Origin of the sequence: Hymenobacter monticola, assembly GCF_022811645.1 — a bacterium.
Lineage (GTDB): Bacteria > Bacteroidota > Bacteroidia > Cytophagales > Hymenobacteraceae > Hymenobacter > Hymenobacter monticola.
In genome coordinates this window covers 3,952,052-3,979,043 of sequence record NZ_CP094534.1, presented here as the reverse complement: position 1 = coordinate 3,979,043, position 26,992 = coordinate 3,952,052, and the positions used below count along the sequence as shown (strand labels likewise).

Annotated in this window: 23 protein-coding genes; 9 read left to right on the top strand and 14 right to left on the bottom strand. The window is 62.2% G+C overall.

Going from position 1 to position 26,992, the window contains the following annotated elements; genetic code table 11:
- Positions 1–67 precede the first annotated feature (67 nt).
- Positions 68–745, top strand: coding sequence for a TlpA family protein disulfide reductase (locus MTP16_RS16435; RefSeq protein ID WP_243511746.1), 678 nt, complete (start codon positions 68–70; stop codon positions 743–745).
- Between the two features lie 12 nt (positions 746–757).
- Here the strand turns inward: MTP16_RS16435 and MTP16_RS16430 are convergent, their stop codons facing one another.
- Together MTP16_RS16430 and MTP16_RS16425 are read right to left on the bottom strand one after the other, a co-directional pair.
- The gene (locus tag MTP16_RS16430; protein ID WP_243511744.1) at positions 758–1,321 is read right to left on the bottom strand and encodes a GrpB family protein; all 564 of its coding nucleotides are present in this window, start codon (positions 1,319–1,321) and stop codon (positions 758–760) included.
- 241 nt (positions 1,322–1,562) lie between these two features.
- Entirely contained in the window at positions 1,563–2,324 is a 762-nt protein-coding gene (locus MTP16_RS16425) for an alpha/beta hydrolase family protein (RefSeq protein WP_243511742.1), read from the bottom strand.
- A 118-nt stretch (positions 2,325–2,442) separates the two neighbouring features.
- Here MTP16_RS16425 and MTP16_RS16420 point away from each other — a divergent pair, with 118 nt between their 5' ends.
- Positions 2,443–3,510 carry a mechanosensitive ion channel family protein gene (locus MTP16_RS16420; RefSeq protein ID WP_243511739.1) on the top strand — a complete coding sequence of 356 codons (1,068 nt, stop codon included), beginning with the start codon at positions 2,443–2,445 and terminating at the stop codon, positions 3,508–3,510.
- 169 nt (positions 3,511–3,679) lie between these two features.
- On the opposite strand, the gene MTP16_RS16415 is transcribed toward MTP16_RS16420, so the two are convergent.
- Positions 3,680–6,313 carry an MGH1-like glycoside hydrolase domain-containing protein gene (locus MTP16_RS16415; RefSeq protein ID WP_243511738.1) on the bottom strand — a complete coding sequence of 878 codons (2,634 nt, stop codon included), beginning with the start codon at positions 6,311–6,313 and terminating at the stop codon, positions 3,680–3,682.
- A 257-nt stretch (positions 6,314–6,570) separates the two neighbouring features.
- On the opposite strand from MTP16_RS16415, the gene MTP16_RS16410 reads away from it, so the two are divergent.
- Positions 6,571–8,052, top strand: a complete 1,482-nt coding sequence (locus MTP16_RS16410) for a pectate lyase (RefSeq protein WP_243511736.1) — start codon at positions 6,571–6,573, stop codon at positions 8,050–8,052.
- Positions 8,053–8,224: 172 nt separating this feature from the next.
- Positions 8,225–9,064: an ion transporter gene (locus MTP16_RS16405; RefSeq protein WP_243511734.1), complete on the top strand. Its 840-nt coding sequence runs from the start codon at positions 8,225–8,227 to the stop codon at positions 9,062–9,064.
- Between the two features lie 258 nt (positions 9,065–9,322).
- Here the strand turns inward: MTP16_RS16405 and MTP16_RS16400 are convergent, their stop codons facing one another.
- The 4 genes from MTP16_RS16400 to hutU form a co-directional block, all read right to left on the bottom strand.
- Positions 9,323–10,048, bottom strand: a complete 726-nt coding sequence (locus MTP16_RS16400) for an NADPH-dependent F420 reductase (protein WP_243511732.1) — start codon at positions 10,046–10,048, stop codon at positions 9,323–9,325.
- 162 nt (positions 10,049–10,210) lie between these two features.
- Positions 10,211–10,801: a hypothetical protein gene (locus tag MTP16_RS16395; RefSeq protein WP_243511731.1), complete on the bottom strand. Its 591-nt coding sequence runs from the start codon at positions 10,799–10,801 to the stop codon at positions 10,211–10,213.
- Positions 10,802–10,871: 70 nt separating this feature from the next.
- Positions 10,872–11,348 carry a hypothetical protein gene (locus MTP16_RS16390; RefSeq protein WP_243511729.1) on the bottom strand — a complete coding sequence of 159 codons (477 nt, stop codon included), beginning with the start codon at positions 11,346–11,348 and terminating at the stop codon, positions 10,872–10,874.
- Positions 11,349–11,621: 273 nt separating this feature from the next.
- On the bottom strand, positions 11,622–13,391 hold the full coding sequence (gene hutU / locus MTP16_RS16385) for a urocanate hydratase (RefSeq protein WP_243511725.1): 1,770 nt from the start codon (positions 13,389–13,391) through the stop codon (positions 11,622–11,624).
- Positions 13,392–13,549: 158 nt separating this feature from the next.
- On the opposite strand from hutU, the gene MTP16_RS16380 reads away from it, so the two are divergent.
- On the top strand, positions 13,550–13,822 hold the full coding sequence (locus MTP16_RS16380; protein WP_243511723.1) for a Rho-binding antiterminator: 273 nt from the start codon (positions 13,550–13,552) through the stop codon (positions 13,820–13,822).
- 141 nt (positions 13,823–13,963) lie between these two features.
- Here MTP16_RS16380 and MTP16_RS16375 read toward each other — a convergent pair whose 3' ends face one another.
- Complete coding sequence (locus MTP16_RS16375) at positions 13,964–14,782, bottom strand: DUF4097 family beta strand repeat-containing protein (RefSeq protein WP_243511721.1); 819 nt, start codon at positions 14,780–14,782, stop codon at positions 13,964–13,966.
- 225 nt (positions 14,783–15,007) lie between these two features.
- Here MTP16_RS16375 and MTP16_RS16370 point away from each other — a divergent pair, with 225 nt between their 5' ends.
- Positions 15,008–16,030 (top strand): MBL fold metallo-hydrolase, encoded by a 1,023-nt coding sequence (locus MTP16_RS16370; protein WP_243511719.1) that lies wholly within the window; start codon positions 15,008–15,010, stop codon positions 16,028–16,030.
- A gap of 205 nt (positions 16,031–16,235) precedes the next feature.
- Here MTP16_RS16370 and MTP16_RS16365 read toward each other — a convergent pair whose 3' ends face one another.
- Positions 16,236–17,237 carry a hypothetical protein gene (locus MTP16_RS16365; RefSeq protein ID WP_243511717.1) on the bottom strand — a complete coding sequence of 334 codons (1,002 nt, stop codon included), beginning with the start codon at positions 17,235–17,237 and terminating at the stop codon, positions 16,236–16,238.
- A gap of 355 nt (positions 17,238–17,592) precedes the next feature.
- Between MTP16_RS16365 and MTP16_RS16360 the strand changes: the two genes are divergently transcribed.
- The 3 genes from MTP16_RS16360 (at position 17,593) to MTP16_RS16350 (ending at position 20,191) form a co-directional block, all read left to right on the top strand.
- Positions 17,593–18,081, top strand: a complete 489-nt coding sequence (locus MTP16_RS16360) for a hypothetical protein (protein ID WP_243511716.1) — start codon at positions 17,593–17,595, stop codon at positions 18,079–18,081.
- Positions 18,082–18,213: 132 nt separating this feature from the next.
- On the top strand, positions 18,214–18,948 hold the full coding sequence (locus tag MTP16_RS16355) for a YebC/PmpR family DNA-binding transcriptional regulator (RefSeq protein WP_243511714.1): 735 nt from the start codon (positions 18,214–18,216) through the stop codon (positions 18,946–18,948).
- A 127-nt stretch (positions 18,949–19,075) separates the two neighbouring features.
- Complete coding sequence (locus tag MTP16_RS16350) at positions 19,076–20,191, top strand: acyltransferase family protein (protein ID WP_243511712.1); 1,116 nt, start codon at positions 19,076–19,078, stop codon at positions 20,189–20,191.
- 21 nt (positions 20,192–20,212) lie between these two features.
- On the opposite strand, the gene MTP16_RS16345 is transcribed toward MTP16_RS16350, so the two are convergent.
- The 5 genes from MTP16_RS16345 to murC form a co-directional block, all read right to left on the bottom strand.
- Complete coding sequence (locus MTP16_RS16345) at positions 20,213–21,436, bottom strand: hypothetical protein (protein ID WP_243511709.1); 1,224 nt, start codon at positions 21,434–21,436, stop codon at positions 20,213–20,215.
- Positions 21,437–21,614: 178 nt separating this feature from the next.
- A complete protein-coding gene (gene ftsZ, locus MTP16_RS16340) occupies positions 21,615–23,123 on the bottom strand; it encodes a cell division protein FtsZ (protein ID WP_243511706.1) in 1,509 nt (502 codons plus the stop codon).
- A gap of 110 nt (positions 23,124–23,233) precedes the next feature.
- Positions 23,234–24,658, bottom strand: a complete 1,425-nt coding sequence (ftsA, locus tag MTP16_RS16335; protein ID WP_243511702.1) for a cell division protein FtsA — start codon at positions 24,656–24,658, stop codon at positions 23,234–23,236.
- An 84-nt stretch (positions 24,659–24,742) separates the two neighbouring features.
- A complete protein-coding gene (locus MTP16_RS16330) occupies positions 24,743–25,501 on the bottom strand; it encodes a cell division protein FtsQ/DivIB (RefSeq protein WP_243511700.1) in 759 nt (252 codons plus the stop codon).
- A gap of 61 nt (positions 25,502–25,562) precedes the next feature.
- A complete protein-coding gene (murC, locus tag MTP16_RS16325) occupies positions 25,563–26,960 on the bottom strand; it encodes a UDP-N-acetylmuramate--L-alanine ligase (protein ID WP_262922632.1) in 1,398 nt (465 codons plus the stop codon).
- Positions 26,961–26,992 lie beyond the last annotated feature (32 nt).

The following is a 26,992-nucleotide window of genomic DNA, read 5'->3' as shown; positions in this document are numbered from 1 at the left end:
CTGGCGGCCGAGCAATGGACTTGCGATTTCACCGTTGGTTCCCTGATTTCTATCCAACTTGTCCCGCATGATGCGACCCTACCTGTGGGCGGCCCTGCTGCTCGCCACGCTGCCCGCCGCCGCCCAGCGCGCCAAAGTCACCAAAGCCACGGTGTTTAAAGACGTTGACGGCCAGGTCATTCTTAAGGACGAGTTCAAGGCCAAGCTGCGCACCGGCAAGTTTGCCGTCTACGACTACCAGTCCCAGGGCCGCGCCTTCATGTCTATTTCGCTGCGCCCAGCTGACTCGCCCGACGCCGTGCGCTCGCAGGCCCTGTCGCCGGCGCGCACCTTCGGCAAGCCCGCCCCCACTTTCAGCGGCGTGGACGTGCGCACGGGCCAGCCCGTGGCGCTGGCCGATTTGCGCGGCAAGGTCGTGGTGGTGAATTTCTGGTTCATCCGCTGCCCCTACTGCATCGAGGAAATGCCGAACCTGAAGGCGCTCACGGCCGCCTACCGAGACAACCCGGACGTGGTGTTTGTGTCGTTGGCACGCGACAAGGCTGAGGCGCTCCGCAAGTTTCTGGCCACGCGCGGCGACTTCGGCTTCGCGGTGCTGCCCGAGGCGAGCGACGTGGCCCGGCAGTTCGGCGTGCTGGGCTACCCCACCACGGCCGTCATCGACCGCCAGGGGCGCTTCACTTACGACCAGGAATACACCGACAACCTAACGCGACTGCGCGAGGCCATTGGGCGGGCCTTATGAGGCGGCGGGCCCTTAGCGGACTTCCGGCGCCGGCGCCCAGCGCATCTGGCTGGCCCAGCACTCGGCGGCCTGGTAGATGAGGTGAAAGACGGGTTCTTTCAAATACAGATAGCCTTCGATGCTATCGGGGAAAACCGTGGCGGCGCGGGTTTTCAGCAGCTCATACTCCTGGCGGGCCGGCGCGTGGGCCCGCAGGTAGTCGCGGAACAGCAGCGCAAACCGCGCGTTGAAGCGCCCCGCCTCCCGCACGTGGATGTGGGTGCGGCGCCCGCCCAGCGGCTCGCGCAGGTAGAGCTTGCGCAGCTCTGCCGATTGCTCAGGCAGGGCGTGGTACACGTCATACTCAAAAGCGCCCTGCCGGAAACCGGCCTGCCAGAGCGGGCGCGTTAGCTCCGTGACGTCGTCGAGGGTAGGTACGGTCACCTGAATGTCGATGACGTCCTTCGCGCTCAGGCCCGGCACGGCCGTGGAGCCGATGTGGTCGATACGCAAAATGGCCGGGCCGGCCGCGGCGCGGATGCGACGGGCAATTTCGGTGAACTCATCAGCCCACGATTCGCGGTAGGGTAACAGCACCACTGGCCTTGATTTCCGAAATACCTGCTGCGCTAACATTGGCTTGAATTAGGACACCAAATTTATATAGAAACCTGAATGGATTGTCCCATGCCGGGCTCTGCTATTCGCTGACGTAGCCAAATGCCTCGGCTAATACTTCCTGCCTCCCGTCCGCGCCAAGCCCGCAGCGTTGGATTCTACTGCTCATTCTCCGCCTGCGCGACGCATTTCAACGTTCCGTACGCGGCAGTTTTCTTGTTCAATTCTCCAGAAAGTGCGATACTGCTGCGTTCATTTCCGCTTTCTGCGCCGCCGTAGCCCCGTCCCACATATCGTTGTGAATGGTGTTTTTGAGCGGCACCAGGGTCGTCCCAAACCGTGCTTGCTCGGCGGGCGTGGGCAGCACGCCGGGGTCGGCCACCTGGTCGGACGAACGGAGCGTGAGCACCCGGGGCCGCGCGGCGCGCGGGAAGGGCACGCGCCGGTTATCGAGCGAAACCACCCGTGCTACCAGGGCCGGGTGCTCCGCGGCAAAAAGCATGGCCGTGTCGCCGCCGTTGGAATGGCCCACTAGCAGCAATTCGCTGAAATCGACCCGGGGATATTTCCGCTGCAGTGCCTGCCGCACAAACAGGATGTTCTGCACGCCGCGCTCCCAGAAGGGCCGGCGCACTTCGCGCACGTTGCCCGTGGTGGGCATGGGGGCATCGGTGGGCAGTTCGTGCTGGATGCTGGCCACCAGGTAGCCGTGCGCCAGCAGCGTCTGGGCCAGGAAGGTGTAGTCGGTGTTGTGCCCGCCGTAGCCGTGGCTGAGAATGGCGGGCTTCAGCGGGCTCCTTGCGTTGCTATGCGCCGGCCGGTACAGAACCACGGGAATGGCTCGCTGGCGGGCTGAATCAAATAGGGTCCACTGCTCCAGCCGCATTTCGAACGGGGCGGTGGTCACTGGCTGAGCTGGCCGAGAGGTTGTAACGCAGTTGCCTAGCAGTAAGGTCGAGTCGAGGATTAGGAGGGATTTCACTCGGCAAATATTACCCGTTACAAACGCCTCAAGCAGCCGTTGCACTAACCTTTCAGGCCCGGGTGGGGTACACCTTGCTCACCCTAGAAGGCTCGGGCCACCCGGTCTGCTGGTTGTTATGAGCGAACAAATAACCCACCTGTTTTCCCATTTTCCTGATATCGTAACCGTCTTGGCCGTGCTGCTGGGCGGGTTGGCGGCTGGGCTGCTGGTGCGCTTTGTCATCTTCGGGCTGCTGCGGGCCTACGACCGGCGCGAAGATTCGGCCTTGGCCCGCTCCGTGGCGCGGCACCTGCGCGCGGCCAGCGCGTGGTTTCTGCCGGTGCTGGCCCTTTCGCTGCTGCTGCCGCTGGTGCCGTTGCCGCCCAAGCCGTTTGAGGTGTTGCGCCGCTTCGTGGAGTTTACGCTGATTCTGACGTTTGCCTGGGGGCTGATAAAGGCGCTGGACGTGGCCCAGGATATGGTGCAGCTGCGCTACCAGCTCGGCTCGCCCGACAACCTGCGGGTGCGCAAGCTGTTCACGCAGCTGCAGTTTCTCAAAAAGCTGGCGGCTTCGCTGGTGGCATTTGTGGCCGTGGGGCTGGTACTCATGAGTTTCGAAACGGTGAGGCGTCTGGGCACGGGCCTGCTCACCTCGGCCGGCATTGCCAGCGTGATTGTGGGCTTCGCGGCGCAGCGCTCCATCAGCAACCTGCTGGCGGGGTTCCAGATTGCCTTCACCCAGCCCATCCGCATTGATGACGTGCTGGTGGTGGAGGGCGAATGGGGCCGCGTGGAGGAAATCACCTTCACCTACGTGGTGCTCAGCATCTGGGACGAGCGCCGGCTGGTGCTGCCGCTCAACTACTTCATCGAAAAGCCTTTCCAGAACTGGACGCGCAACAGCGCCCGCCTCACCGGCGCGGTGTTCCTCCAAACCGACTACACCGTGCCCATCGATGCCCTGCGCGCCGAGCTGCGCCGCCTGCTGGAAGCCAGCCCGCTTTGGGACCAGCGCGTGTGCGCGCTGCAAGTAACGGACTCCAAAGAGCGCACCTTGGAACTACGCGCCCTGTTGAGCGCCGCCAACGCCAGCGCCCTCTGGGACCTGCGCTGCCTGGTGCGCGAGGGGCTGGTGGCGTTTTTGCAGCGCGAGTTTCCGCAGAGCCTGCCACGCACGCGGGCCGAGGTGGCGGGGCCGTTCTAGCGGGCGCCTCCCCCCCCGGCCCCCTCTCCCAAAGGAGAGGGGGAGCCTGACGATTTTAGAAGGAGCAAAACCGGTGCCCCCTCTCCTTTTCGGAGAGGGGGTCAGGGGGTGAGGCCCCACCCTAGAGCGATGCGTTAGATGGGGTAAGGCCCCACGCCGGAAGGAAACGCTACACCGCCTTCTCCAGCAGCCGCACCACTAAGCCCGTCCAGCCGGTTTGGTGGCTGGCGCCGAGGCCGTGGCCGTCGTCGCCGTGGAAGTACTCGTGGAAGAGCAGGTAGTCGCGGAAATGCGGGTCGGTTTGCTCGATTTCAGACTGGCCGAGGGCGGGGCGGCGGCCGTTTTCGTCCTTGAGAAACAGGCGGGCCAGGCGGGCCGAGAGGGCATCGGCCACTTGCGCCAGGGTGTGTTGCTGGCCCGAACCGGTGGGGTATTCCACGGTGAAGCCGTCGCCGTAGTAGCTGTGGAAGCGCTGCAGCGACTCAATGATGAGGTAATTGACCGGGAACCAGACGGGGCCGCGCCAGTTGCTGTTGCCGCCGAACATGTCGGAATCGGCCTCGCCAGCCACATAGTGTACCGAAACGCTGTCGGCTTCGCCCATGTGGTATTGGTAGGGATTATCTAAATGGTAGCGCGAGAGCGAGCGGATGCCGTAGTCGGAGAGGAATTCGGTTTCGTCGAGCATGCGGGTGAGCACGTTGCGCAGGCGGCTGCGGCGCATCAGGCCCATGAGGTGGCGGGCGCCGTGGCCGGGCTCCTGCCAGCGGCTCACCAGCTCGGCCAGGCGCGGGCGGCGCTGGAGCAGCGCCAGGGCACGGGCGTGGAATTCGGGCACGGTGGCCAGCAGTTCGTCATCAATGACTTCGACGGCGAAGAGCGGGATGAGGCCCACCATGCTGCGGATGCGCAAGCGGGTGCGGCTGTCGTCGGGAGCGTGCAGGACGTCGTAGTAGAACTGGTCCTCGTCGTCCCAGAGGTTGAATTTGCCGCCGGCGCCGCGCGTCATGGCTTCGGCGATGTGCAGGAAGTGCTCGAAGAACTTGGTGGCCATTTCCTGGTACACGGGCGTGGTGCGGGCCAGCTCCAGGGCCATGCGCATGAGGTTGAGCGAGAACATGGCCATCCAGGAGGTGCCGTCGCTTTGCTCGATTTTGCCGCCGGTGGGCAGCGGGGCCGAGCGGTCGAACACACCGATGTTGTCCATGCCCAGGAAGCCGCCTTCGAAGATGTTGCGCTCGTCGCGGTCCTTGCGGTTCACCCACCAGGTGAAGGTCATGACCAGCTTCTGGAACACGGCTTCGAGGAATTCGGTGTCGGGCTGGCCGTGCAGCTTGCGGTCCATCTGGTACACGCGCCAAGTGGCCCAGGCGTGCACCGGCGCGTTCACGTCGCTGAAATGCCACTCGTAGGCCGGCATCTGGCCGTTGGGGTGCAGGTAGCCATCCTGGCAGAGCAGGCGCAGCTGGTGCTTGGCGAAGGTGCTGTCCACCATCGCCAGCGGCAGGCAGTGGAAGGCCAAATCCCAGGCCGCGTACCAAGGGTACTCCCACTTATCCGGCATCGAAATGATGTCGGCGTTGTGCAGGTGGCGCCAGGTGTGGTTGCGGCCGGTGAGGCGCTCCTTGGGCGGCGCGGGCCGGGCGGGGTCGCCGTCTAGCCACTGGCTCACATCGTAGTAATAAAACTGCTTGCTCCAGAGCATGCCGGCGAAGGCTTGACGCTGCACGTTGCGGGCATCGGCGCTGGGCAGGTTCTCCTGAATACAGTTGTAGAACTCGTCGGCCTCGTGCTTGCGCTGAGCGAAGAGCTGGTCGAAATCAGCAAACGGAGCCTCGTGGGCGGGCTGGCTGAGACGTAGGCGCACAGTGCGGGACTGGCCGGGCTCGATGGTGAGCTGGTAGTGTGCGGCGACCTTGGTGCCGCGCCCGGCGGGGTTCACGGCGGTGGCCTGGCTGTTCACCACGTACTCGTTGATGCCGTCTTTGTAGTAGCGGTGGGCCTTGTTTTTCTTCTTGCGCTTCTTGCCGAAAAGCGTGGGGCTGGTTTCGTTTTCGCAGAAGAGCAGCTCGGCGGGCTGGTCGCAGTAGAGCTGGTAGCGGCCCAGGTCGCGGTGCTCAGCTTCGAGGGCATCGGGGGCGGCGCGGCGGATTTCGGGGCGGTGGTCGTCGTAGCCCAGCGTCCAGGTGTTGCGGAACCAGAGCTGCGGCAGCACCGTGAGCGGCGCGGCTTCGGGGCCGCGGTTTTGGGCCGTGATTTGGATGAGCAGGTCCTGCGGGCCGGCTTTGGCGTATTCGATGAAGACGTCGAAGTACCGGTTTTCGGCAAAGATGCCGGTGTCGAGCAGCTCGTACTCGGGCTCCTGGCGGGTGCGGCGGGCGTTTTCGTCGCGCACGTCGATGTAGGGGAACGCCTGCTGCGGGTACTTGTACAGCATCCGCATGTAGGAGTGCGTGGGGGTGCTGTCGAGGTAGTAATACTGCTCCTTTACGTCTTCGCCGTGGTTGCCCTCGGGGTTGGTGAGGCCGAAGAGGCGTTCTTTGAGAATGGTATCCTGGCCGTTCCAGAGGCCCAGGGCAAAACAGAGCAGCTGCTTGTCGTCGGAGATTCCGCCGAGGCCTTCCTCGCCCCAGCGGTAGGCGTAGGCGCGGGCCATGTCGTGGCTGATGTAGTTCCAGGCGTCGCCGTGGGCGCTGTAGTCTTCGCGCACGGTGCCCCATTGGCGCTCAGTAAGGTAAGGGCCGAATTGCTTCCAGGCAACGGTGTTGGAGCGGGCTTCGGCGAGGCGGGTTTGTTCTTGCATTGGGGGTATTGAGGCGGGCCTAAGCGCACGCTTACGCAAGCAGAGGGCGCGATGGTTGGTGTAGCACGAACTTTTCGTTCACACGCCAGATGTCCGCCCAAAGCCGTTACGCGCAATCGTTGCCGGCAACGATTGCGCGAATAAACTGGGCCAAACACTGGCAAGCCCGACCTTATTGGCCGACCTTTCTGCAATCAATTGGGGATTGGTGCTTCGCTAATTCTCTTTAGAAACAACTGCTTTACCTCAGTTCCCACATGCTTCTTTTCCTCCGCGCGTCCTCCCGTCCCACCCTCTTGTTTGGCTGCCTCGCCGTGGGTCTCACCCTGGCCGGTTGCGGCAAAAAATCAGACGACGCGGGCGGCGGCTCCACGTCGGTGCCCACGTCCAACCCCGTTAATGAAACGGCGTTTGCCTTTCCGGGAGCCGAAGGCGCGGGCAAGGCCACCACAGGCGGGCGCGGCGGGCGCGTCATCAAGGTCACGAACCTGAACGACTCGGGCCCGGGCAGTCTGCGGGCGGCCCTCGATGCCAGCGGCGCGCGCACGGTGGTGTTTGAGGTAGCGGGCAACATTGTGCTGCAAAGCCCGCTGCGCCTGCGCAACGGCGACATCACCATTGCCGGGCAGTCGGCGCCGGGCGACGGCATCTGCATTCAGAACTACGAGCTGAACGTGGACGCCAACAACGTCATCATACGCTTTATGCGCTTCCGGATGGGCGACCTTACCCGCAACGAGCAGGACGCGCTGTGGGGCCGCTACCACCAGAACATCGTAGTGGACCATTGCTCGATGAGCTGGTCGATTGACGAGTGCAGCTCGTTTTACGCCAATAAGGACTTCACCATGCAGTACTGCATTCTGGCGGAGAGCCTCAACAAGTCGTTTCACAACAAGGACGACCACGGCTACGGCGCCATCTGGGGCGGCTCGAACGTCACCTTCCACCACAACCTGCTGGCCCACCACAACAGCCGCAACGCCCGCTTCGACGGCGGCAAGCGCAGCGGCACCGGCAACAGCCCCTACGGCATCGACCTGGTGGACTACCGCAACAACGTGATTTACAACTGGGGCTCTAACAGCGCCTACGGCGGCGAAAACGGGCAGTACAACCTCGTAAACAATTACTACAAAGCCGGCCCGGCCACGCCTACCAGCGTGCGGCGGCGCATCATGCAGGTGTCGCTGGAAGCCGACGTGGCCACGTATGGCCCTGGCTACGGCAAGTTCTTCATCGACGGCAACTTCGTAAACGGTTTCACGGCCATCTCGGCCGACAACTGGAACGGCGGCGTGGACCTGACCACCGGCGTGACCCAAGCCAACGCCAAGGTGACGACGCAGTACGCCGCCGCGCCCATCACGCAGCACTCGGCCGTGGCCGCCTACGACTACGTGCTGAACTACGCCGGCGCCAGCCTGCGCCGCGACGCCGTGGACACCCGCGTGGTGAGCGAGGTGCGCAATGGCACCTACACCTTCAGCGGCTCGAAAACCGGCAAGCTGGGCATCATCGACTCGCAAACCGACGTGGGCAGCTGGCCCGCCCTGGCCACCGCCCCTGCCCCGGCCGACACCGACGGCGACGGCATGCCCGACGCCTGGGAAACCGCCAAGGGCCTCGACCCCAAAGTAGCCAACGGCAACCGCCGCGACCTGAGCACCGGCTACGACAACCTGGAAGTGTACCTCAACAGCCTGGTGCAACCCATCACGGAGGCGCAGCTGAAGTAGCGCGCCCCGGGCCTCAGCCCCGTTTGCGAAACTCCTCAACCGCCCCGCTGGTACTCCGGCGGGGCGGTTGGCGCTTTGGGGGCGATGGCAATGCGGGTTTAATGGACGCGGGGCACCTTTTTGCGTAGGAAAGCCGGCCGGGGCCGTTGTTCTGGTTCGGCCCTACCTGCCTATGCCTCCTTCGCCCCGCGCCCACGCCGCTCCCTGGCAGCGCGCCGTTTACAGCGTCATCTTCGAATCGGACACACCGGCCGGGCGGGCGTTCGACATTGGCTTGCTGGTGGCCATTGTGCTGAGCGTGTTGGCCGTGATGCTGGAAAGCGTGCGCGGCATTGCGCTGCGCTATGGCTCGTTTCTGCACGCAGTGGAGTGGGTTTTCACGGTGCTGTTTATTGGGGAATACCTGCTGCGGCTGGCGGTGGTGCGCCGCCCGCTCACCTACGCGCTGAGCCCGTTGGGCATCATCGATTTTCTAGCCATCGTGCCCACGCTGGCCGCGCTGGTGCTAGCCGGCAGCCGCTACCTGCTCGTGATTCGGACGCTGCGGCTACTGCGGGTGTTTCGCATTTTCAAGCTGGGGCGCTTCGTGGGAGAGAGCAACTTCATCGTGAACGCGCTCAAGGCCAGCCGCTTCAAAATTCTGGTGTTTCTGGCGGCGGTGCTAACGCTGGTCATCGTGGTGGGCACGCTGATGTACGTGGTGGAAGGCGGGCAACACGGCTTCACCAGCATCCCGAAGTGCATCTACTGGGCCATCGTAACGGTGACGACGGTGGGCTACGGCGACATTTCACCCGTCTCGGTGCTGGGCCAGACGCTGGCTTCGCTGCTCATGATAATGGGCTACGCCATCATTGCCGTGCCCACGGGCATCGTGTCGGCCCAGATGGCGGGCGGGGGCGCGGCGCCCGTCCTGCCTCCGGCCTACAAGCAGGTGGTGTGCCACGTGTGCCAGGCCCCCGACCACCGGCCCGATGCCGAGTTCTGCTGGCGTTGCGGCGAGAAGCTGTAGGGGCAAACGGCTGGTGGTTTTAGCTTAAAGCGTAAGCGCCCTTCACTATTCGCGCCTGAAATACAAGCCGAAAAGAAAGCACTCACGGCCGCTGTGGATAACTTCGGACTTGGCTAAGTGCGCAGCTAAAACTTAACAAAGGACAAGAAAGGTCTCGACGGAACCTTGAACCACCGTTACTGGCAACGACTGATGCTGTACTATGGACACAAAAAAAGCCCTACCATACGGCAGGGCTTTTTTGTATACCGAAGCCGTTTACTTCAACTTAATGCCCTGGTCGGCCATGGCCTGCTCGGTTTTGGCGTGGTTAGCCTTATACTCGGCGTGCTGGGCCTCGGTGCGCTTGGTGCCGAGGCTGGCAAAGTGCTCGCGCAGCTTGTCGGCGGGCAGGTCGGCGCCGTAGGACGGGGTGCCGGGCTGCTGGCGCCACGACTCGTGCAGGGTGCCGTCGTCCACGGCGTCGAAGCCCAGCTCATCCACCAGGGCCATTACTTTTTGCTTGGCGGCGGCATCGTCGGAGGCCACGGGCAGGGCAATGCGGCCGGCCGTGCCGGCGGGCACGCCCTTGTTTTGGAGGTGGTCGGCGTAGATGTTGTTGAACACCTTCACCACCGGGCGGCCCAGGTGCTGCTGCACCCACTCGCTCTCGGTCAGGTCGCCGGTTTCGAGCTCCGCAATCTGGCCGTCGCGCAGCATGGGGTAGTAGTTGCTGGTGTCGATGATGGGCACCTCGGCCGGCACGCCCGCGAACAGGTCTTTGGGCAGGTCGGGGATGTTTTTCAGCGGGATGGTGACAACGATGAGGTCGGCGCCCTTGGCGGCTTCTTCGGCCGTGACGGGGGTAGCGCCGGTTTTCTGGGCTACGTCGCCCAGGGTTTCGGGGCCGCGGGAGTTGGCGATTTTAACCGAGTGGCCGAGGCTAGTGAGCCGCACGGCGAGGGCGCTGCCGATGTGGCCGGCGCCGATAATTCCAATGTTCATGGTGTGAAAGATTGAGCAGTTTGCGCGGCCACGACTTGCGGCCGCAGGGAGTTAAACAGCGGCGCGGGCGTTTTGCTTTTTTCAACCCGAAAATGCGGGAGCACCCAATAAAACCCTGCAGCCAATCAGCGGCTTGCGGCGCGGCAGTTTTTAGGCTTGGCCCTAGCAGGGGTTGAAGAATTCCACCACTTGCAGGCGGCCTTTTTCGAATATCAGTTCCAAAGCCCCTTCTACCGGTACACCCTTTTCATAGAAGGGCAAGCTCATCATTTCATTCGGCAGGCCGTGGCCGGCGGGCTTGTCGGCCTCCTTGGCCGATTCGGGGTAGAAGCGGCGCACGTCTTCCAGGGTGGTTTTTTTATCGAGCACCAGCTTTCCAAGCTTGCCCTTGAACTTGCCCGACCTGACATCGAAACCGAGCATAATGGCGCGCGAGCCGTTCACTTCATACCTCGTTTTGCCATAATGCCAGACGTCGCCGTCGGGGGCATCCATGGGCAGGTTGAGGCTGCCGCCGCACTCCACGGCGCCTTTGGCAATGCTGTCGGGCCGGCCCAACTGGCTGGTGAGCTGCGTGGTGGATATTTCCTTGGTCGGCAGCCCGGTGATGGTCAGCGTATCAGCCTCGATGTGCTCAGTATTAGCAGGCTCCGCTATGGGCGGCGCGGGCTTGGCAGTGGCCGCGGTATCGGGGTGGCTTTCGCAGGCGCCCAAGCAGAGCAGCAGGGGGACTAGTTGGAGCAGTTGTTTCATAGAGATTTAGAGAGTTAAGTGTCGTGCGAACGGTTAAACTGCAAAAGACAAAGAATTTCTGAGCCTTAGGTTACTTGTCTGTCGTATTTGCCACGGTATCTATCCTAACTGAGCGAAGGATTTTATTGGCATTTTCAACAAAGTCGCGGCAGTTTCTTTGCTTGCATTCAAAGTTAAAAACCACTTCCCACGGCTTTCCTCCTTGTCGGAATTTCACTTTAGCAGAGAGCTGTTCATAAGGCTTGTCTATCAATTTTCCAGGGCCAAATGATTCCAGTATCCCGAACGTGCGCCCGTTGATAACCTGGAGTCTTTTTGCTTTCCAGATAGGGGGATTTCCTCCGATTACTTTGGTGTGCTCTTCCCAGTAGTGTATTGTTCCATCCAGATTTGCCAAAGTCATTTCGTCGTCGAATCCGAGGGAAGTTTCAATCGTTAGCCGGTCGAGCGTATCCTTGCAGTATTCGCCTTCCCGTTTAAAAAAGCCGCTTTCTTGTAACAGGCACCCTTTTGAGTTGGTGAAGCGGTACTTGGGTCTGTCTGACATTTAATTATCAGACGCATCAAGCCATACCAGAAGCGTGTCATATTTCGCGGGCACATTTAGAACGATAGAGCCGGCCGGCGATGGCACATACGGCCTCTTGACCAACGTCACCGTGCGTTTTACAAAACCCGCCGGGACATTCTGGTTTTCAGATGAGCACCCTATCAGGCTCACTGTCAAAAGCAACAGTATTACGAAGCGCATATTTATTCAATTAAAAAGCCGATGGAAACAACTCGCTTCCACCGGCTTTTTATTGGTATTCTTTACTCGCTACTTCATCGACGGAATCTTAGCCCCGCGCTCGCGGGCCACGTCCTGGGCCAGCTCGTAGCCGGCGTCGGCGTGCCGGAAGATGCCCATGCCGGGGTCGGTGGTGAGGACGCGGCGCAGGCGTTCGGCTTTTTCGGGGGTGCCGGTGGCTACGATGACCATGCCGGAGTGGGTGCTGTTGCCGATGCCCACGCCGCCGCCGTTGTGCAGGCTCACCCAGTCGGCGCCACTGGCGCAGTTGGCCAGCGCGTTGAGCAGGGGCCAGTCGGCCACAGCGTCGGAGCCGTCTTTCATGCCTTCGGTTTCGCGGTTGGGCGAGGCCACCGAGCCGCAGTCGAGGTGGTCGCGGCCGATGACGATGGGTGCCGACACTTCGCCCCGCGCCACGAGGTCGTTGATGACGAGGCCGAACTTCTCGCGCTCGCCGTAGCCCAGCCAGCACACGCGGGCCGGCAGGCCGATAAAGGGCACCTTGGCCTGGGCTTTCTCAATCCAGCGGGCCAGGAGCTTGTTGTCGGGGAAGGTTTCGAGCAGGGCACGGTCGATGCGCAGGATGTCCTGCGGGTCGCCGGAAAGGGCGGCCCAGCGGAACGGGCCCTTGCCCTCGCAAAACAGCGGGCGGATGTAGCCGGGCACGAAGCCGGGGTACAGGAACTGGCCGGCTTCATCGCGCACGTTGAGGCCTCCTTTTTCGGCCTGGCCGCGCAGGTTGTTGCCATAGTCCACGGCGATGGTGCCGCGGCGCTGCATCTCCAGAATGGCTTCCACGTGCTTCACGATGGAAGCCAGCGCCTGGCGTTTGAACTCCTCGGGGTTGCTGGCGCGCAGGGCCAGCACCTCCCCTATCTCGCCTTCGGGAATGTAGTCCATCAGGTCGTGGGCCGAGGTCTGGTCGGTTACGATGTCGGCCTGGAAACCTAGCTCCAGAAGGCGCGGCAGCACGGTAGCGGCGTTGCCGGTGAGGCCCACCGACCAGCCTTTGCCGTCGGCTTTGGCTTGCTCGCACAGCTCCAGGGCGTGGGTAAGGTCGTTGGCCTGCTCGTCTACATAGCCTTCGCGCACTTTCTGCTTCACCCGTTCGTCGATGGGCTCGATGACCAGGCACACACCATCGTTCATGGTCACGGCCAGGGGCTGGGCGCCGCTCATGCCGCCCAGGCCGGCCGTCACGGTGATGGTGCCGCGCAGGCTGCCGCCGAAGTGCTTGTCGGCCATGGCGGCGAAGGTCTCATAAGTGCCTTGCAAGATGCCTTGGGTGGCAATGTAAATCCAGGAGCCGGCCGTCATTTGGCCGTACATCATCAGGCCCATTTTGTCGAGCTCGTCGAAGTATTCCTGGGTGCTCCAGGCCGGCACGATGTTGCTGTTGGCGATAAGCACGCGGGGAGCGTGGGGCCAGGTTTTGAGTACGCCCACGGCCTTGCCGCTCTGCACCAACATGGTTTCGTCGGCCTCTAACTCCTTGAGCGTTTTAACGATAGTCTGGTACTCCTTCCAGTTGCGGGCGGCGCGGCCGGCACCGCCGTACACAATCAGCTCGTCGTACACCAGGCTCACGGCCGGGTCGATGTTGTTTTCCAACATGCGCAGGGCGGCTTCAGCCTCCCAGGTTTTGCAGCGCAACTCCGTGCCGTGCTTGGCCCTAATGGTTTCCGAGGGCTTGAACTCGTAGAACATCGGGCGCTTGCCGTCGGGTTGGGGCGCGGAGGCGGCGGAGAGGGAATTGGCTTCGAGATTGAGCTCAGCGGTTTGGTCGGTGGTTGGCATCATGGGCGGGTGGTTTGGGTGGTGCGGCGAAGATAGGAAAATGTAGCGTGGACTCTGCGAGTCCGCGTATGCCCGCCTTATGCGGGCTTTCCGTATAACTCCGCCCACGCGCGGACTCGCAGAGTCCACGCTACATTTCGCCCACACGCTACATTTCGCTCATGAGCGCCGACTACACCCCCATCGACTGCAACTACTACGACCACCTCGAAGCCGCCGCCACCCAGCGCCGCCGCGTCGACCTGCAGTATTTCAACGACCTGCGCCAGCTTTGCCTGGGCTCCGGTGTGATTGAAACCCTGTTCATCCGCGACAAGGTGGAATACATGCGCTTGAAATCGGGCGAGGAAATCCGCCTCGACCACCTCATCCGCCTCGACGACAAGCAAGCCCCGCTCTACTCCGACTACCCCGATTTCAGCTGCGGCTGCTGAGGCGAGGTTCAATGATGTCCTAAAAAGGTCATGCAGAGCACAGCGAAGCATCTCGCCTGCCACCACTATTTCTTTCTGTTGAATTAGTGACTGCGGTAAAAATGCTTTGCTGTGCTCTGCATGACAGGCTTTTAGGCAGAACTAATTCCGTGCTACCTGCTCCAAGGTCACACCACCGTTGGTGGTTACGGCCTTCACCGGCGCACCGCCTTTGCCCAGCGTGGTGGCCAGCTCGCGCCGCAGGAAACCCGACTTGGTAACGGGCATGTTGGCCCGGATACTGCCCATGTTGGTGCTGGTGAACAGCTGCGCGGAATAATCTGAGGGCAGGGTCCAGTGAATGCCGCCATTGGTGGTCTCTACATCGAGGCCCTTGCCTTCCCATTGTTTGCCGCTGAGCTTGATATTGAGGCCGCCGTTCACGGTTTGGCCCGTTACCTGGCCGCCCAGGCTCTGGAGCATCACGCCGCCATTGGTGGCGTGGAATCTCACCTCGCCCCGCAGGTGGTCGAGGCTAATATCCCCGTTCAGGGTGTTGAGGGCCAGGGCCGTTTCGCGGGGCACAAATACCTCGTAGCTCACGGCGTAGCGCTCGTCTTGCTCCGTGGAAGTGGCCCGCAGCTGGTTATTGCTGGTGGCAATGCTCACGCGTTGAACGCGGGCCTGGGCCTCGGCTTCGGTGCCGGCCCAGCTCGTCACTTTTGCGCGAATTCGTACGTTGGGCCCGTCCCAGCCGTGCACCGTGATGCCGCCGTTGGCCCCGCCCTCAATGCGAAGGGGCTGGCCGGCGGGCGCAGCCATGGTCAGGTCGCGGGTTTCGCAGAATTGCTGGTTCTCGCCATTGTTGCGCCAGCCGCGGCCTTCCTGGCAGGTGCTGGTGAACTGGGGCTCGGCGGTGGTTTGGGCGGTGGCCGCCAGGGCCAGGCAATTGAGGGCGAGCGCAGAAAAAAGGGTTTTCATGGAAAAACGTGAAGTAAAACGGTTGAACTAAAAGGCTTTGGTCGCAAGGCCCGGGAGCGGGCTGCCCGCTGTTGCGTTGGTTGGCAAAGGGAGTACCGGAGCCTTCTCGATTCGTTACAACGCCTCCTACTTTTTTTCGCCTGTTGAGCTTAACGCCTCCTTTTCGCCGGTTTTTCCGTATGCGGAAGCACATCTTTCCATTCACGCCTCTCCCCTGCCCACCTTATGGATACTCTAGCCGCTGGCGTCACCCAGCTCCGCATTCAGCGCTTTGTCAATGTGTACTTCGTCGAAACCGGCACCCCCGGCGAGTGGGTGCTTATCGACACGGGCCTGCCCGGCAGCGCCAAAACCATCATTGCCGCCGCCGACAAGCTCTTCTACCCTGGCACCCACCCTGAGGCCATCCTCCTCACCCACGGCCACCTCGACCACCTGGGCTCGGCCAAGGAGCTGGCCGACCATTGGAACGTCCCCGTCATCGTGCACCCGCTGGAGCTGCCCTACGTGACCGGCAAAGCCCTCTACCCGCCGCGCGACCCCACCGTGGGCGGCTCGCTGGCCTTCATGAGCCGCTTTTTCCCCACCCAGCTGCCCAACCTCGAAGAGCGGGTGCAGGCCCTCAATTCTGACGACCCCAGCACGCCTTACCTCATGAACTGGCGCTGGATGCACGTGCCCGGCCACGCGCCCGGCCAGCTGGCCTTCTTCCGCGACGCCGACCGGGTGCTGATTGGGGCCGACGCTTTCGCTACCTGCCACCACGACTCGGTGCCCGCCGTGCTGCTGGGCCAGCCCAAAATCAGCCGCGCCGGCACGCCGTTCAACTACGACTGGGAAGCCGCCCGCAAATCGGTGCAAATCCTGGCCGACCTCGAACCCCGGGCCATTGGCTGCGGCCATGGCCCGGTTATCACCGGCCCCGAAGCGGCGGCGGGCCTGCGCGCCCTGGCCGACAATTACCCCGTGCCCAGCCACGGCCGCTACGTGCACGAGCCCGCCCGCACCGATGCCAGCGGCGTGGAGCACCTGCCGCCCGCGCCCAAAGACACATTGCCCATAAAAGCGGCTATCATCGGCGGCAGCCTCCTGGTGGCCGGTGCGGCCTGGCTGCTGACCGGCGGCCGGCGCCAACACCGCAAGGCCGCCAAAACCTACCGCAAAGCCTACAATGCGTCGCTGAAAAAGCCCGGAGGCTACCAATCGCCCACCCCGCCGCCGCTGTACCGGGGCGGCGTGGGCGACTAATCAAGCCCGAATAGGCATCAGCCGCAAAGCGGCGACCCACCGGCAGCCATTTCCAGCGGCTAGATACCAGAGCCGCCAAGCGGCGGCATTTCTTATTGAAAGTGCCGCCGCTTTGCGGCTCCATTGTTTTATATTAACCACCAGCCACCAGCGTGTTGCCGCTATGCATTATTAGCCGCCGCACGGCACCGCCCAGGTGCTTTTCTTACAGCCGTTTATAGGCCACGCCATCAAAATAAAACCGCATTACCTGGCCGGTTTTATCGTTTCTTTCTACCGGGAAAGCCACGCCGCGGGAGGTGCGCCCCTGCGCATCGGTCAGCGTCAGCAGCCAGCCGCTCAGGCTCCAGCGGCCGCTGTTGCTGCTGGTGCTGCCCGCGCTGTAGGTTTTGGCCCCGGCGGCGTCGCGCCCCCCAAAGCTGGACGCCCCGCCGCCGCTGTAGGTGCCGTCGGACCGAAACGTGAGGCTGCTCACCGCCGAGGCGCTGCCGCTGCCGGTGCTGATGGAGTTGCCCCCCTCAAAAGAGCCCGCGAGCTGGCCCGGGCTTTGGAAAGGCTTCCCGGCCAGGAAAATGCCCATGTCCCAGGAAAACGTGTTGGCCTGCGGTTCCACCTCGCTGCTCGAGGTTTGACCGCTGGCCCAGCGCACGGCGAGCGTTTTGCCGGTCACGCTATAGCTGCCGCGCGAGCTGGCCGGCAGGGCCGCCAGCTCCGACGCCGAGAAGCCTTTGGGGTCCACGTACACCTGGCCGTTGGGCGCAAAGTAATAGGTCGATTTTTCCAGCGAGCGAGTAGCCATCCAGTAGCGGGTCATAAAAAACAGGCCCACTGGCCGGCCGCCATTCACGGCGCCAGCCACGGGCTGCACCGAGGCAGTGCCGCCTGCTACGGGCCGGGGTACGGCTAGCACTCGGGCTGCCGACGCAGGCCGGGGCGAGGGCGCCGCAGGGGCCGCGGCGCCGGCCAGGGCGTTCTTTTTGGCCAGGGCCTTAATCATACCGTCCGAATCATCGACGCTCATATAGGCCTGGTAGGCTTGCTGGTAGGCAGCGGCGGCAGCTGACTTATTGCCGGCCGCTTCCAGCTGCTGGGCCTTCTTGAATACCTCGGCGCCGGGCGCACCGCTATAAGCCGGCTGCGCCAAAGCCGCCGATGCCAGCAGCAACGCCGGCAGGATGATGAACCCAAAAGAAACGCGCGTCGCCATGCTATTCATTCGTTATAAGTACTTTGAAAGCCCCAATAAAACGTCTTTTCCTTTAATTTCAAATATAAATTTATATATAAACAAAGTATAGCACAAACTACTGCGTTCATTTTAGCCATTGCTATGCGAGGGTGGAATCATTCAGGCAAACGCATCCAAGAGCTGGCTGCCCAACGGCTTAATGCTCATCAGTTGGTTAGGAAGAGCCTGATTTATTTGCGCAGACAAAAGTTATCGGCGTTGTTTTTGCCAAAACAGCAGCGGGAAGCGCACCTGCAAGTCGGCTTTACCTTCGCATCGCAATGCTGCAGGCTTTGAAAAGCTGCCGCCAATTATTTCGACACTACCTCTTCCTATGCGCCTATTTCTCTTGATTAATCTACTGGCCATCATCTTGTGGCCCACATTATTGCCGGCGCAAACCATCCCGGTGCCGCCTACCTTCTATACCACCTACACTTACACGGCCTACACCGTGTACGATAGCACAACCGCGGGCCCTCCCACGCGGGTGAGTGGCGTGGGCGGCACACTCACCCTGCGCGCCGACGGCAGTTACGAGAAGCACCTCAGCATCGTGGCGTCGGGCAAGCCTTATTACTTCAACCAAACCGGCACCTACACGCTGGCCGGCGACAGCATTCGCTTTGCCTTCAGCGACTTGAAAGGCGCCGACGTGCAGCGCGGCACCTTCCGCTTCCAGCCGGCCACGCGGCGGCTCGGCATCACTATTTTTGGCTATCCGGCCGGTAATCGGGGCGAGTACGAACTGGTGCCCACGCCGCCCCAACCGCCCGTGAAAAAACCAAAGCCTCGCACAAAACCATCGGCCAAGCGCAAATAGCCCTTAGTTGACCTCGTATTTGGCGGCCCTCGCTGGTTCTGGCTAACTTGCGGCCCGTTTCGGCCCGCCAGTTCGCGCGGCAGCCGCAATGGCATCGTTAATAGCTCCTTGTTACTTGTTAATTGACCCCCTATGGGACGCGCGTTTGAATTTCGCAAAGGCCGCAAAATGAAGCGGTGGGACCGGATGTCGAAAGACTTCACCCGCATTGGCAAAGAAATCGTGATGGCCGTGAAAGAATCCGGCCCCAACCCCGACACCAACGCCCGCCTGCGCACGGCCATGCAAAACGCCAAGGGCGTGAACATGCCCAAGGACCGGGTGGAAGCCGCCATCAAGCGCGCCACCGGCAAGGACGAAAAAGACTACCAGGAAGTGGTGTACGAAGGCTACGGCCCGCACGGCGTAGCCATTGTGGTGGAAACCGCCACCGACAACCCCACCCGCACCGTGAGCAACGTGCGCATGTACTTCAACCGCGGCAACGGCGCCCTGGGCACCGCCGGCTCGTCGGACTACACCTTCACCCGCAAGGGCGTGTTCAAGCTCGACGCCGCCGGCCTCGACCGCGACGAGCTGGAGTTGGAACTGATTGACTTCGGAGCCGAAGACGTGTACGAAGCCACCGAGGAAGACGAGCACGGCGCCGAGCACCAGTACATCGTAGTCGAGTCGGCCTTCACCGACTTCGGCCAGCTGCAAAAGGCCCTCGACGGCAAGGGCCTCAACGTGGTGAGCGCCACCCTGCAGCGCGTGCCCAACACCACCGTGAGCCTCACCGACGAGCAAGCCGAGGAGGTCGAAAAGCTCATCGAAAAGTTTGAGGAAGACGACGACGTACAGGCCGTTTACCACACCATGGGCTAACGGTCTGCCCGATGCTTAATATAGAAGAACGTCATGCTGAGCGTAGTCGAAGCATCTCGCGTGCAGCAGTAAATCATTACGTTGCGCGGTAGAGATGCTTCGGCCGCGCTCAGCATGACGTTTTATTTTGACTCCTTCCAGTACCGCGCCGCCTGCTTCGCCCCTGCTCTACCGCCCCACGCTCAATGGCCTGCGCGCCCTTGCGGTGTGGCTGGTGATACTGGGCCATTGGACGCACCTGCCGTTTCCGGTGGGCGAGATGGGGCGCATCACCTTTTTCGTGCTCAGCGGCTACCTGATTTCGGGCATTATCTGGAAGCAGCAGGTGCACCCGGGGGCGCCCGTGGGCTGGGGCCGGCGCCTGCGCACGTTCTACGCGCGGCGGGTGCTGCGCATTCTGCCACCTTACTACCTAGCGCTGGCGCTGGGCGCCGCGTTGCCGCTGGCCACGCTGCATGAGTACCCAGGCTGGTTTGTGCTGCCCTTTTCCAACCTGCTGTTCTACCGCCTGCAGCACTGGGGCGAAGGCGTGGGCCACTACTGGACCATGGCCGTCGATGAGCAGTTTTACCTGGTGTGGCCCTTGCTGCTGGGGTTCCTGGGGCGCCGGGTGGGGCCTTTCCTAGCATTAGCGGCGGCGGGGCTGCTATTTCGGGCGGTCTGGACGGCTTGGTTCACGTCGGGCTTTGTGCTGGTATTGCTGCCCGCCTGCCTCGATATGTTTGCCACGGGCGCTGTGCTGCGCATCGTGGAGCACCGGCCGCGGATGCAGGCCCTGGCGCGTGGCCAATGGGTGCTACTGGCCTGGGCGGTCTGGGTGAGCCTTTGGGGGACCACGCACCTGTTAGGCCCCGAAAATCAGGAACTGTGGCTGCTGGTTTACACCAGCCTGGGCAGCGTGGCCGGCTTCCTCACGCTGGCCTGGGTGCTGCGTACGCCGGATGCCACTTACCAGCCGCGCAATGGCTTTCTGCTGCACCCGGTGCTGCAATGGGTGGGGCGCCGCAGCTACGGCTGCTACCTCTACCACCTGCTACTGCCGGTGTTTTACCAGCGGGCCGTCTTCCGTCTTTTTCCCGCCTCACAGCCCGACGGGCCAGCCCTGCGGGAGTTCTGGCTCAGTCCCTTGCCCACGGTACTGGTGCTGACGCCCTTGCTGCTGGCAATGGCAGCGGCCTCCTGGGCTTGGTTGGAAGCGCCGTTGGAGCGCTGGAAGAATCGTTTCAGCTATGCCAAAGCATAGGGCGCTTCCTTAGCTTCGTTACTATTTTTTCGAGTGGGACTGAACTTCAGTCGGCCAAGCCATGGCGGGGCGGGCACGCAGTTGCTGGGCATTGTGCCCGGCCCTCACCGCCGAATAAGCCAGCCAGCCACCGAGCAAAACGCCGCCCACCCAGCGCACAAGTTTTTTCTTATCGGCTGGTATCGTCCCTTTATCGGGCCAGCGCGCCAGTACCAGCAGCACCACGGGCCCTACCAGCGCCGCGCAGTATCGCTCGGCATTGTGCGGCCCCGTAGCAGCGCGCAACGCCCCTGTGGCCAGCAGCAGGGCCACAATGTTCACCAGCACTGCCCACCACAACAGCCGCAACTCACGCAGAACTACTGTATCAGCCGATTCAGTAGTTTTTGAAGCAACCGCTAAGGATGTGCTTTTCCTAAGTGGAAACAAGGCCGCGAGCAAGCCCGGCAAGGCCACAACCCAGAGCGCCGGTACCGCATCGCGCCAGGAAGCGCCCAGCGGCAACAGCCACCGCACCAGCACAAAGCCATAATCGGCCACTGAGGCCCAGGCGTCCCAAGGTCGCGTGCTTTGGTAAAGCTTGGGTCCCGCCAACACCTCGGCGTAGTAGTTCCAGGCCAGGCCGCCCACCACACAGGCTGCCCCGTGCAACAAGAGCACCCGCCACTTCTCCCGCCCCAGCCCCGCGAGCAACAGCCCGGCCCACGCCCCAGCCAACAGAAACAAACCTGCCGTTCGTTGCAGCGGCAGCAGGAAGCCTGCCATTGTTGCTACCCATAGCCAGCCCGTTTGCTTTTGGCGCGTCCAAGCCAGCAACGAATAGCAATAAATGGCCGCCAAGGCCCCAAAAACGGTTTCCGACCATATGTATTTGGCCGGTACCAACACGGCTGCACTCAACGCCACCAGCCACGGCAGCCACTGGCGCCGGGCCGTTGGCAGCAGCCGATTTCCTATCAGGGCCCACAGCACCAGGTAAATAGCCAGTGCTGCGCCGTGCAACACCCGTACCCCCGTTGGGCCGTATAACCACGCCAGCAGCAGCGGGTACAGAGGCCCCCAATAGCGGTAAGGCCGTCCGTCGGGCGCCAATAGCTGGCCACTCTCACGCCAGGTATGGGCCGCCCATTGGTAATAAATTGAATCTGAAGTGCCCCCCAGTCCCGTGGCCGTCATGTAGGCAAAAAGCCCCAGCAGGACAATCAAAGGCAACAACCAGGGCCAGCGTCGAAAATAGAGAACCATACAGCGTTGAATATCCAGCCATCAATCACTTGAGTGCTGGCCCAAAGCAAGTTGTAGGGATTGCGAGGCCAGATGCTCCTGTCAATGCCGCCGTGTCCCTATGTCCCCGCCGAAAAAAAGAGTGCCGCCTCTGATTGTATCAAAGGCGGCACTATCGATAATCAAATTCAAATGCTACTTAATCCACGTTGTCATGCAGGAAGCGGTTGTCGCCTAGCAGTTCGTTGTCGTCCGACAGGTTGAAGCGCGAAATGTTTTGGGCCGAGCTGGGCTCCACGTTCTCCAGCTTCACCTGCCGACGCAGGTAGGCCGGGGTGTCGTACTGGCTAACCGCTTCGGGCGGCAGGCCGTTGCTGAGCTCCTGCAGGCGCCGACGACGCTCCAGCGCCTGGGCATCCATGGCCGGGCGCGGGCGACCCGAGGCCGAAGCGGCCGGCTCGGGCGCCGGGGCCGGCGCGCTGGATGTCAGCACGGGCTCGCCGGGCGCCGTGGCGGGAATGCCAGCCAGGGGCGGCGCCGTATGAGCCGAAGGACCGTTCAAATCAAACGTCACGCGGGCGGGTTCCGGCGCGCCGAAGCTGGGCACAAACGGTGCCGTGCTCGCAGCAGCCGGAGCACTGGGAGCCTGGGCTTCCGGCCGCGGCGCCTCTGCTACCGGCGCGGGAGCCACTGGCTCGGCCGCAGCCGCGCCGCCCATGGCGGGTGTGGTAATGGAATGGGCATCACGGGCAAAACCCGTGGCAATCACCGTCACGCGGATGCTTTGGCCCAGCGACTCGTCAATGCCGTGGCCGAAAATCATTTCGGCGTCCTGCCCCGCCTTCTCCTGGATGTACTCGGTGATTTCCGTCAGCTCGTCCATCTCCAGCTCGTGCTCGGCGCCCGACATAATGGAAAGCAGGATGCGTTGCGCGCCATGGATGTCGGTGTTGTTGAGCAGCGGCGAGTTCAGGGCTTCCTCGGCGGCGCGGCGGGCGCGGTTTTCGCCTTCGGTCACGCTGCTCCCCATCACGGCGGCCCCGCTGTCCTTCATCACCGTTTTCACGTCTTCAAAGTCGACGTTCACATCCGCCGTCACCGTGATGATTTCGGCAATGGACTTGGCGGCCGTGGTCAGCACGGTGTCAGCCTTGGCGAAGGCGGCGCCCATCGTCAGGTTGCCGTAAATCTGCGGCAGCTTGTCGTTGAGAATCACCAGCACCGTGTCGCAGTGCTCGCTCAGGGCCTTGATGCCCTCTTCGGCCTGCTGGCGCTTCTTCTTGCCCTCGAACATGAACGGCGCCGTCACGATGCCCACCGTCAGGATGCCCAGCTCCTGCGCAACCTGCGCAATAACCGGGGCCGCGCCCGTGCCCGTGCCCCCGCCCATGCCGGCCGTGATGAACAGCATTTTGGTGCCCTGGTTGAGCAAGTCGCGAATCTGCTCCTTGCTCTCGATGGCCGCCTGGCGGCCGCGCTCGGGCTTGGCACCCGCGCCGAGGCCCTCGGTCAGGTCCACGCCAATTTGCAGCTTGTTGGGCACCGTGGAGCTTTGCAGCGCCTGGTGGTCGGTATTGCAGATGATGAACTCCACGTCCTTGATGCCCTGCTTGTGCATGTGCTTCACGGCATTGGAGCCCCCGCCCCCCACGCCAATCACCTTGATGATGGACTTATTCTGGGCTGGAATATCGAATTTGTAATTCATGAGATTCATTTAACATTTATCATTTAACATTTAACATTTTCAGCAAAGACGCACGCATCTAAAACCAAGAACGTCAACTGTTAAATGATAAATGATAATTGTTAAATGATTTAGTACTGTTTATCGTCGTAATCGTCAATCAGCAGCCCTTTGGTGCGGCTGATAATGTCGCGGAAAAAGCGGCTGGCCGCACCGGGCTCTTTTTGCTTGGCGGGCTGCGGCGCAGGAGCCGGTGCGGGCGTGGCAGCGGCAGGTGCCACGGCGCGCGTTTCTGCCGGCGCAGGCTGAGGCGCGGGGGCCGGGGCCGGCTGCGGGGCGTAGTATGCCGGCGCGGCGTGTAGCTGCTCTTCGTAGTCGTAGGGCGTGCGCGAGAGGTTACGCTCGTCGAGGGAGTGGTAGCCCGACAGCACGAGGCCTACGGTGGTGGCATACATCGGCGATTTCACTGCCTCAATGCGGCTTTTGCCGAGGTGCTGGTTGGGGTAGCCGATGCGCGTGTCGAGACCGGTGATGTACTCGGTGAGCTGCTCCAGGTTCTGGAGCTGCGAGCCGCCGCCGGTGAGCACGATGCCAGCCGACAGCTTGTCGTGCAGGCCCATGCGGTAGATTTCGGCGTACACCAGCTCCATGATTTCCGACATGCGGGCCTCGATGATGTAAGCGAGGTTTTTCAGCGAAACTTCTTTGGGCGGGCGGTTAGGCAGGCCCGGGATGCTCACGATTTCGTAGTCGCTGGCTTCCTGGGCAATGGCTTTGCCGAACTTCACCTTCAGCTGCTCGGCCTGGCCGGGGGCCACGTTGCAGCCAGCTTTGATGTCCTGCGTGATGATGTTGCCGCCAAACGGCAGCACCGCTGCGTGGCGGATGATGCCATCCTTAAACACGGCCAGGTCGGTGGTGCCGCCACCGATGTCAATCAGAGCCACGCCGGCTTCTTTTTCCTCCTCCGAGAGGATGGACATGGAACTGGCCAGCGGTTCCAGAATCAGGTCGGCGATTTCGAGGCCGGCCTTGGTCACGCACTTGTTGATGTTGTTGATAGCCGTGCTCTGGGCCGTGATGATGTGGAAGTTGCCTTCCAGGCGCACGCCTTCGTAGCCCACGGGGTCGGCGATGCCTTCCTCGTAGTCCACTTTGTAGTCCTGCGGCATCACGTGGATGATTTGCGAGCCGGGCTGGGTCACCAGCCGGTACATGTCCTGCGTGAGACGATTGACGTCGTCCGGGCCGATGGTATCGTGCGAGTTGCGGGTGATGCTGCCGTTGTGCTGGAGGCTCTTGATGTGCTGGCCGGCGATGCCGACGTTTACCACTCCAATGCTAATTCCGGATTGCTCTTCGGCCTGCCGAATGGCCCGTTTGATGGCGTCTACGGTCTTGTCGATGTTGAGCACGATGCCGCGCGAAACCCCCTCAGACACGGCTTTGCCCATGCCCAGGATTTCGAGTTTGCCGAACTCGTTTTTGCGGCCCACCAGGGCACAAATTTTTGTGGTACCAATGTCGAGCCCGACGACGATTTTATCTTGTTGCATGGGAACAGTGCTGGCGAGCAGTGAAGAAGCGGTGAGTTGGAAACAGGGAAACAGCAGCCTTACAGCCTATGTTTCAGCGAATTACTATTCGCAAATAATTTGATTTTGGTATTCTACGTTTACGCGGTGGTAGGTGTCCCACCCCAAAACTGAGGGAATTTGACGGTAAAATACCATCAGCTTCGCAAATTTTTCAGAAATATTTTCGGGCAGCCCGAATTCTATTCGTTGGTCGCCTACCTGCTGCGTGAACGACAGCTTGCCACTCGGCTCAATGAATACCTCCGAAACCTGGGCTTTCCAGAATTCATGCTCGTCTACGTAGCGCAAAAATTCCAGGTAACGCCGCCCGGTGCTATCCTGGAAAAATCCATTTGGCAGGTTAGCGCCGTTCGCCCTCGCTACGGTCGCTACGCGGGCTGTAAATAAGGGCGAAAGCGGGAGCGTATGGCCCTCGACGTCCACGTAGGTATCGAGGCGGGTGTCGGGGTGCGTGAGACGGGCAATGGGGCGGTTTTGGCGCACGTCGGCGTGCAGGTTGCCGCCCAGGTCGCGGTATACCTGGGCCTCGCGTACGAAGGGATGGGCCTTGAGGCGGGCCTCCAGCTCACGCAGGCGAGGCCCCTCGGGCTTGGTGCCCAGTACGGGCTCTTTGCCGCCCTTGGTGAGCAGGGCCGTGACGCCGCGCTCGGAGATGAAGTAGTTATCGAATTCGTTGGCAACGTTGACGCGCACTTCGCTCACGGGCCGGGTGGCTTGGCGCACCACGGCAAATACGCCCAGCCCGCCCAGCACCAGGAGGCAAGCAGCGGCAACAAGTAGGTTTCTAACGGTGCGGTCCAAAATCCAGGGTATGGGGGTGTAAGGGTATGTGGGTGTGAGAGTTGTACGTTAAGCGTATCCGCTATTTCCAGCGCTCGGTGAGAATGGTTCTCAATTGCGGTACCAACGTGTCGATATCGCCGGCACCTACGGTGGCCAGAACGTCAAAGCTGGTGTCAGATTGCGCGGCCGCCAGCACTTCTTCCTTGGTGCGAATGGCTTTAACGGGAGCGGTGATGTCGGCCAAAAGGATTTCGGAGGTTATACCCGGCAGCGGCTTCTCGCGGGCAGGGTAAATATCTAACAAAAATACCTCATCTGCAATGCTTAAGCTCCGGGAAAAGCCCTCGGCGAAGTCGCGGGTGCGGGTGAACAGGTGCGGCTGGAAAATGACGCGCAGGCGCCGGCCCGGGTACAGGGCGCGCACCGAGCGCAAAAAGGCTTCAATCTCGCGTGGATGGTGGGCGTAGTCATCCAGATAAACGTTTTTCGGGGTCGTCACCACGAATTCGAACCGGCGCTTCACGCCCCGATAGGCCGCCACGGCAGCGTGCAGCTTTTCGGGTGCCACGCCTTGCAGTTGGGCCACGCTAGCGGCGGCCAGCATGTTTTCCACGTTGTGGTAGCCGGGCACGGCCAGCTCCAGGTCGGCCACGGGGCCTTGGGGGCCGTGCAGGTCGAAGTGAAACTGGTGGCCTTCGGCGGAAATGTTGGCCGCGAACAGCTCGGGGCCCTGCTCGACGCTGAGGCCGTAGCGGATGACGCGGGTGCCGACTGGTGCGGCGGCAGCCACGCTGGAGTCGGCGGTGTGGTTGATGAGCAGGGTGCCCCCGGGCTTGATTTGGGCCACAAACCGGCGAAAGGACTCAATGAGGTGCGACTGGTCGCCGTAGATGTCGAGGTGGTCGGCATCGGTGCTCGTGACGATGGCTACATCGGGAAACAGGGTCAGGAAGCTGCGGTCGTACTCGTCGGCCTCCACCACAATGGGTGCCTCGGGCGTGGCAGGCAGCAGCAGGTTGCTGCCTAGGTTCACGGCAATGCCGCCGAGGAAGGCGCCCGCGTCGAGGCCGGCGTGGTGCAGCAGGTGGGCCACCATGCTACTGGTGGTGGTTTTGCCGTGGGTGCCGGCCACCGCAATGGTGTAGCGGCCTTGCGTGAGCACACCCAGCACCTGGCTGCGCTTGCGAATATCGTAGCCCTGCTCCCGCAGCCAGGCCCATTCCACGCTGTCGGCCGGAATGGCGGGCGTGAGCACCACCAGGGTTTGGTCGCGGTTTTCGCGCACCGCCGCGGGGATGTTCTCGACTTCGTCGGTGTAGTGCACGGCGATGCCTTCGGCGGCCAGCGCTCGGGTCAGGGGCGTTTCGGTTTTGTCGTAGCCACTCACCTGGTGGCCGTTGGCCCGGAACCAGCGTGCCAGGGCCGACATGCCGATGCCGCCGATGCCGAGAAAGAAAACGTAGGGGAACTGCTTCAAAATTGAGGAATGCTTAAGCTTCTCGGACCGTC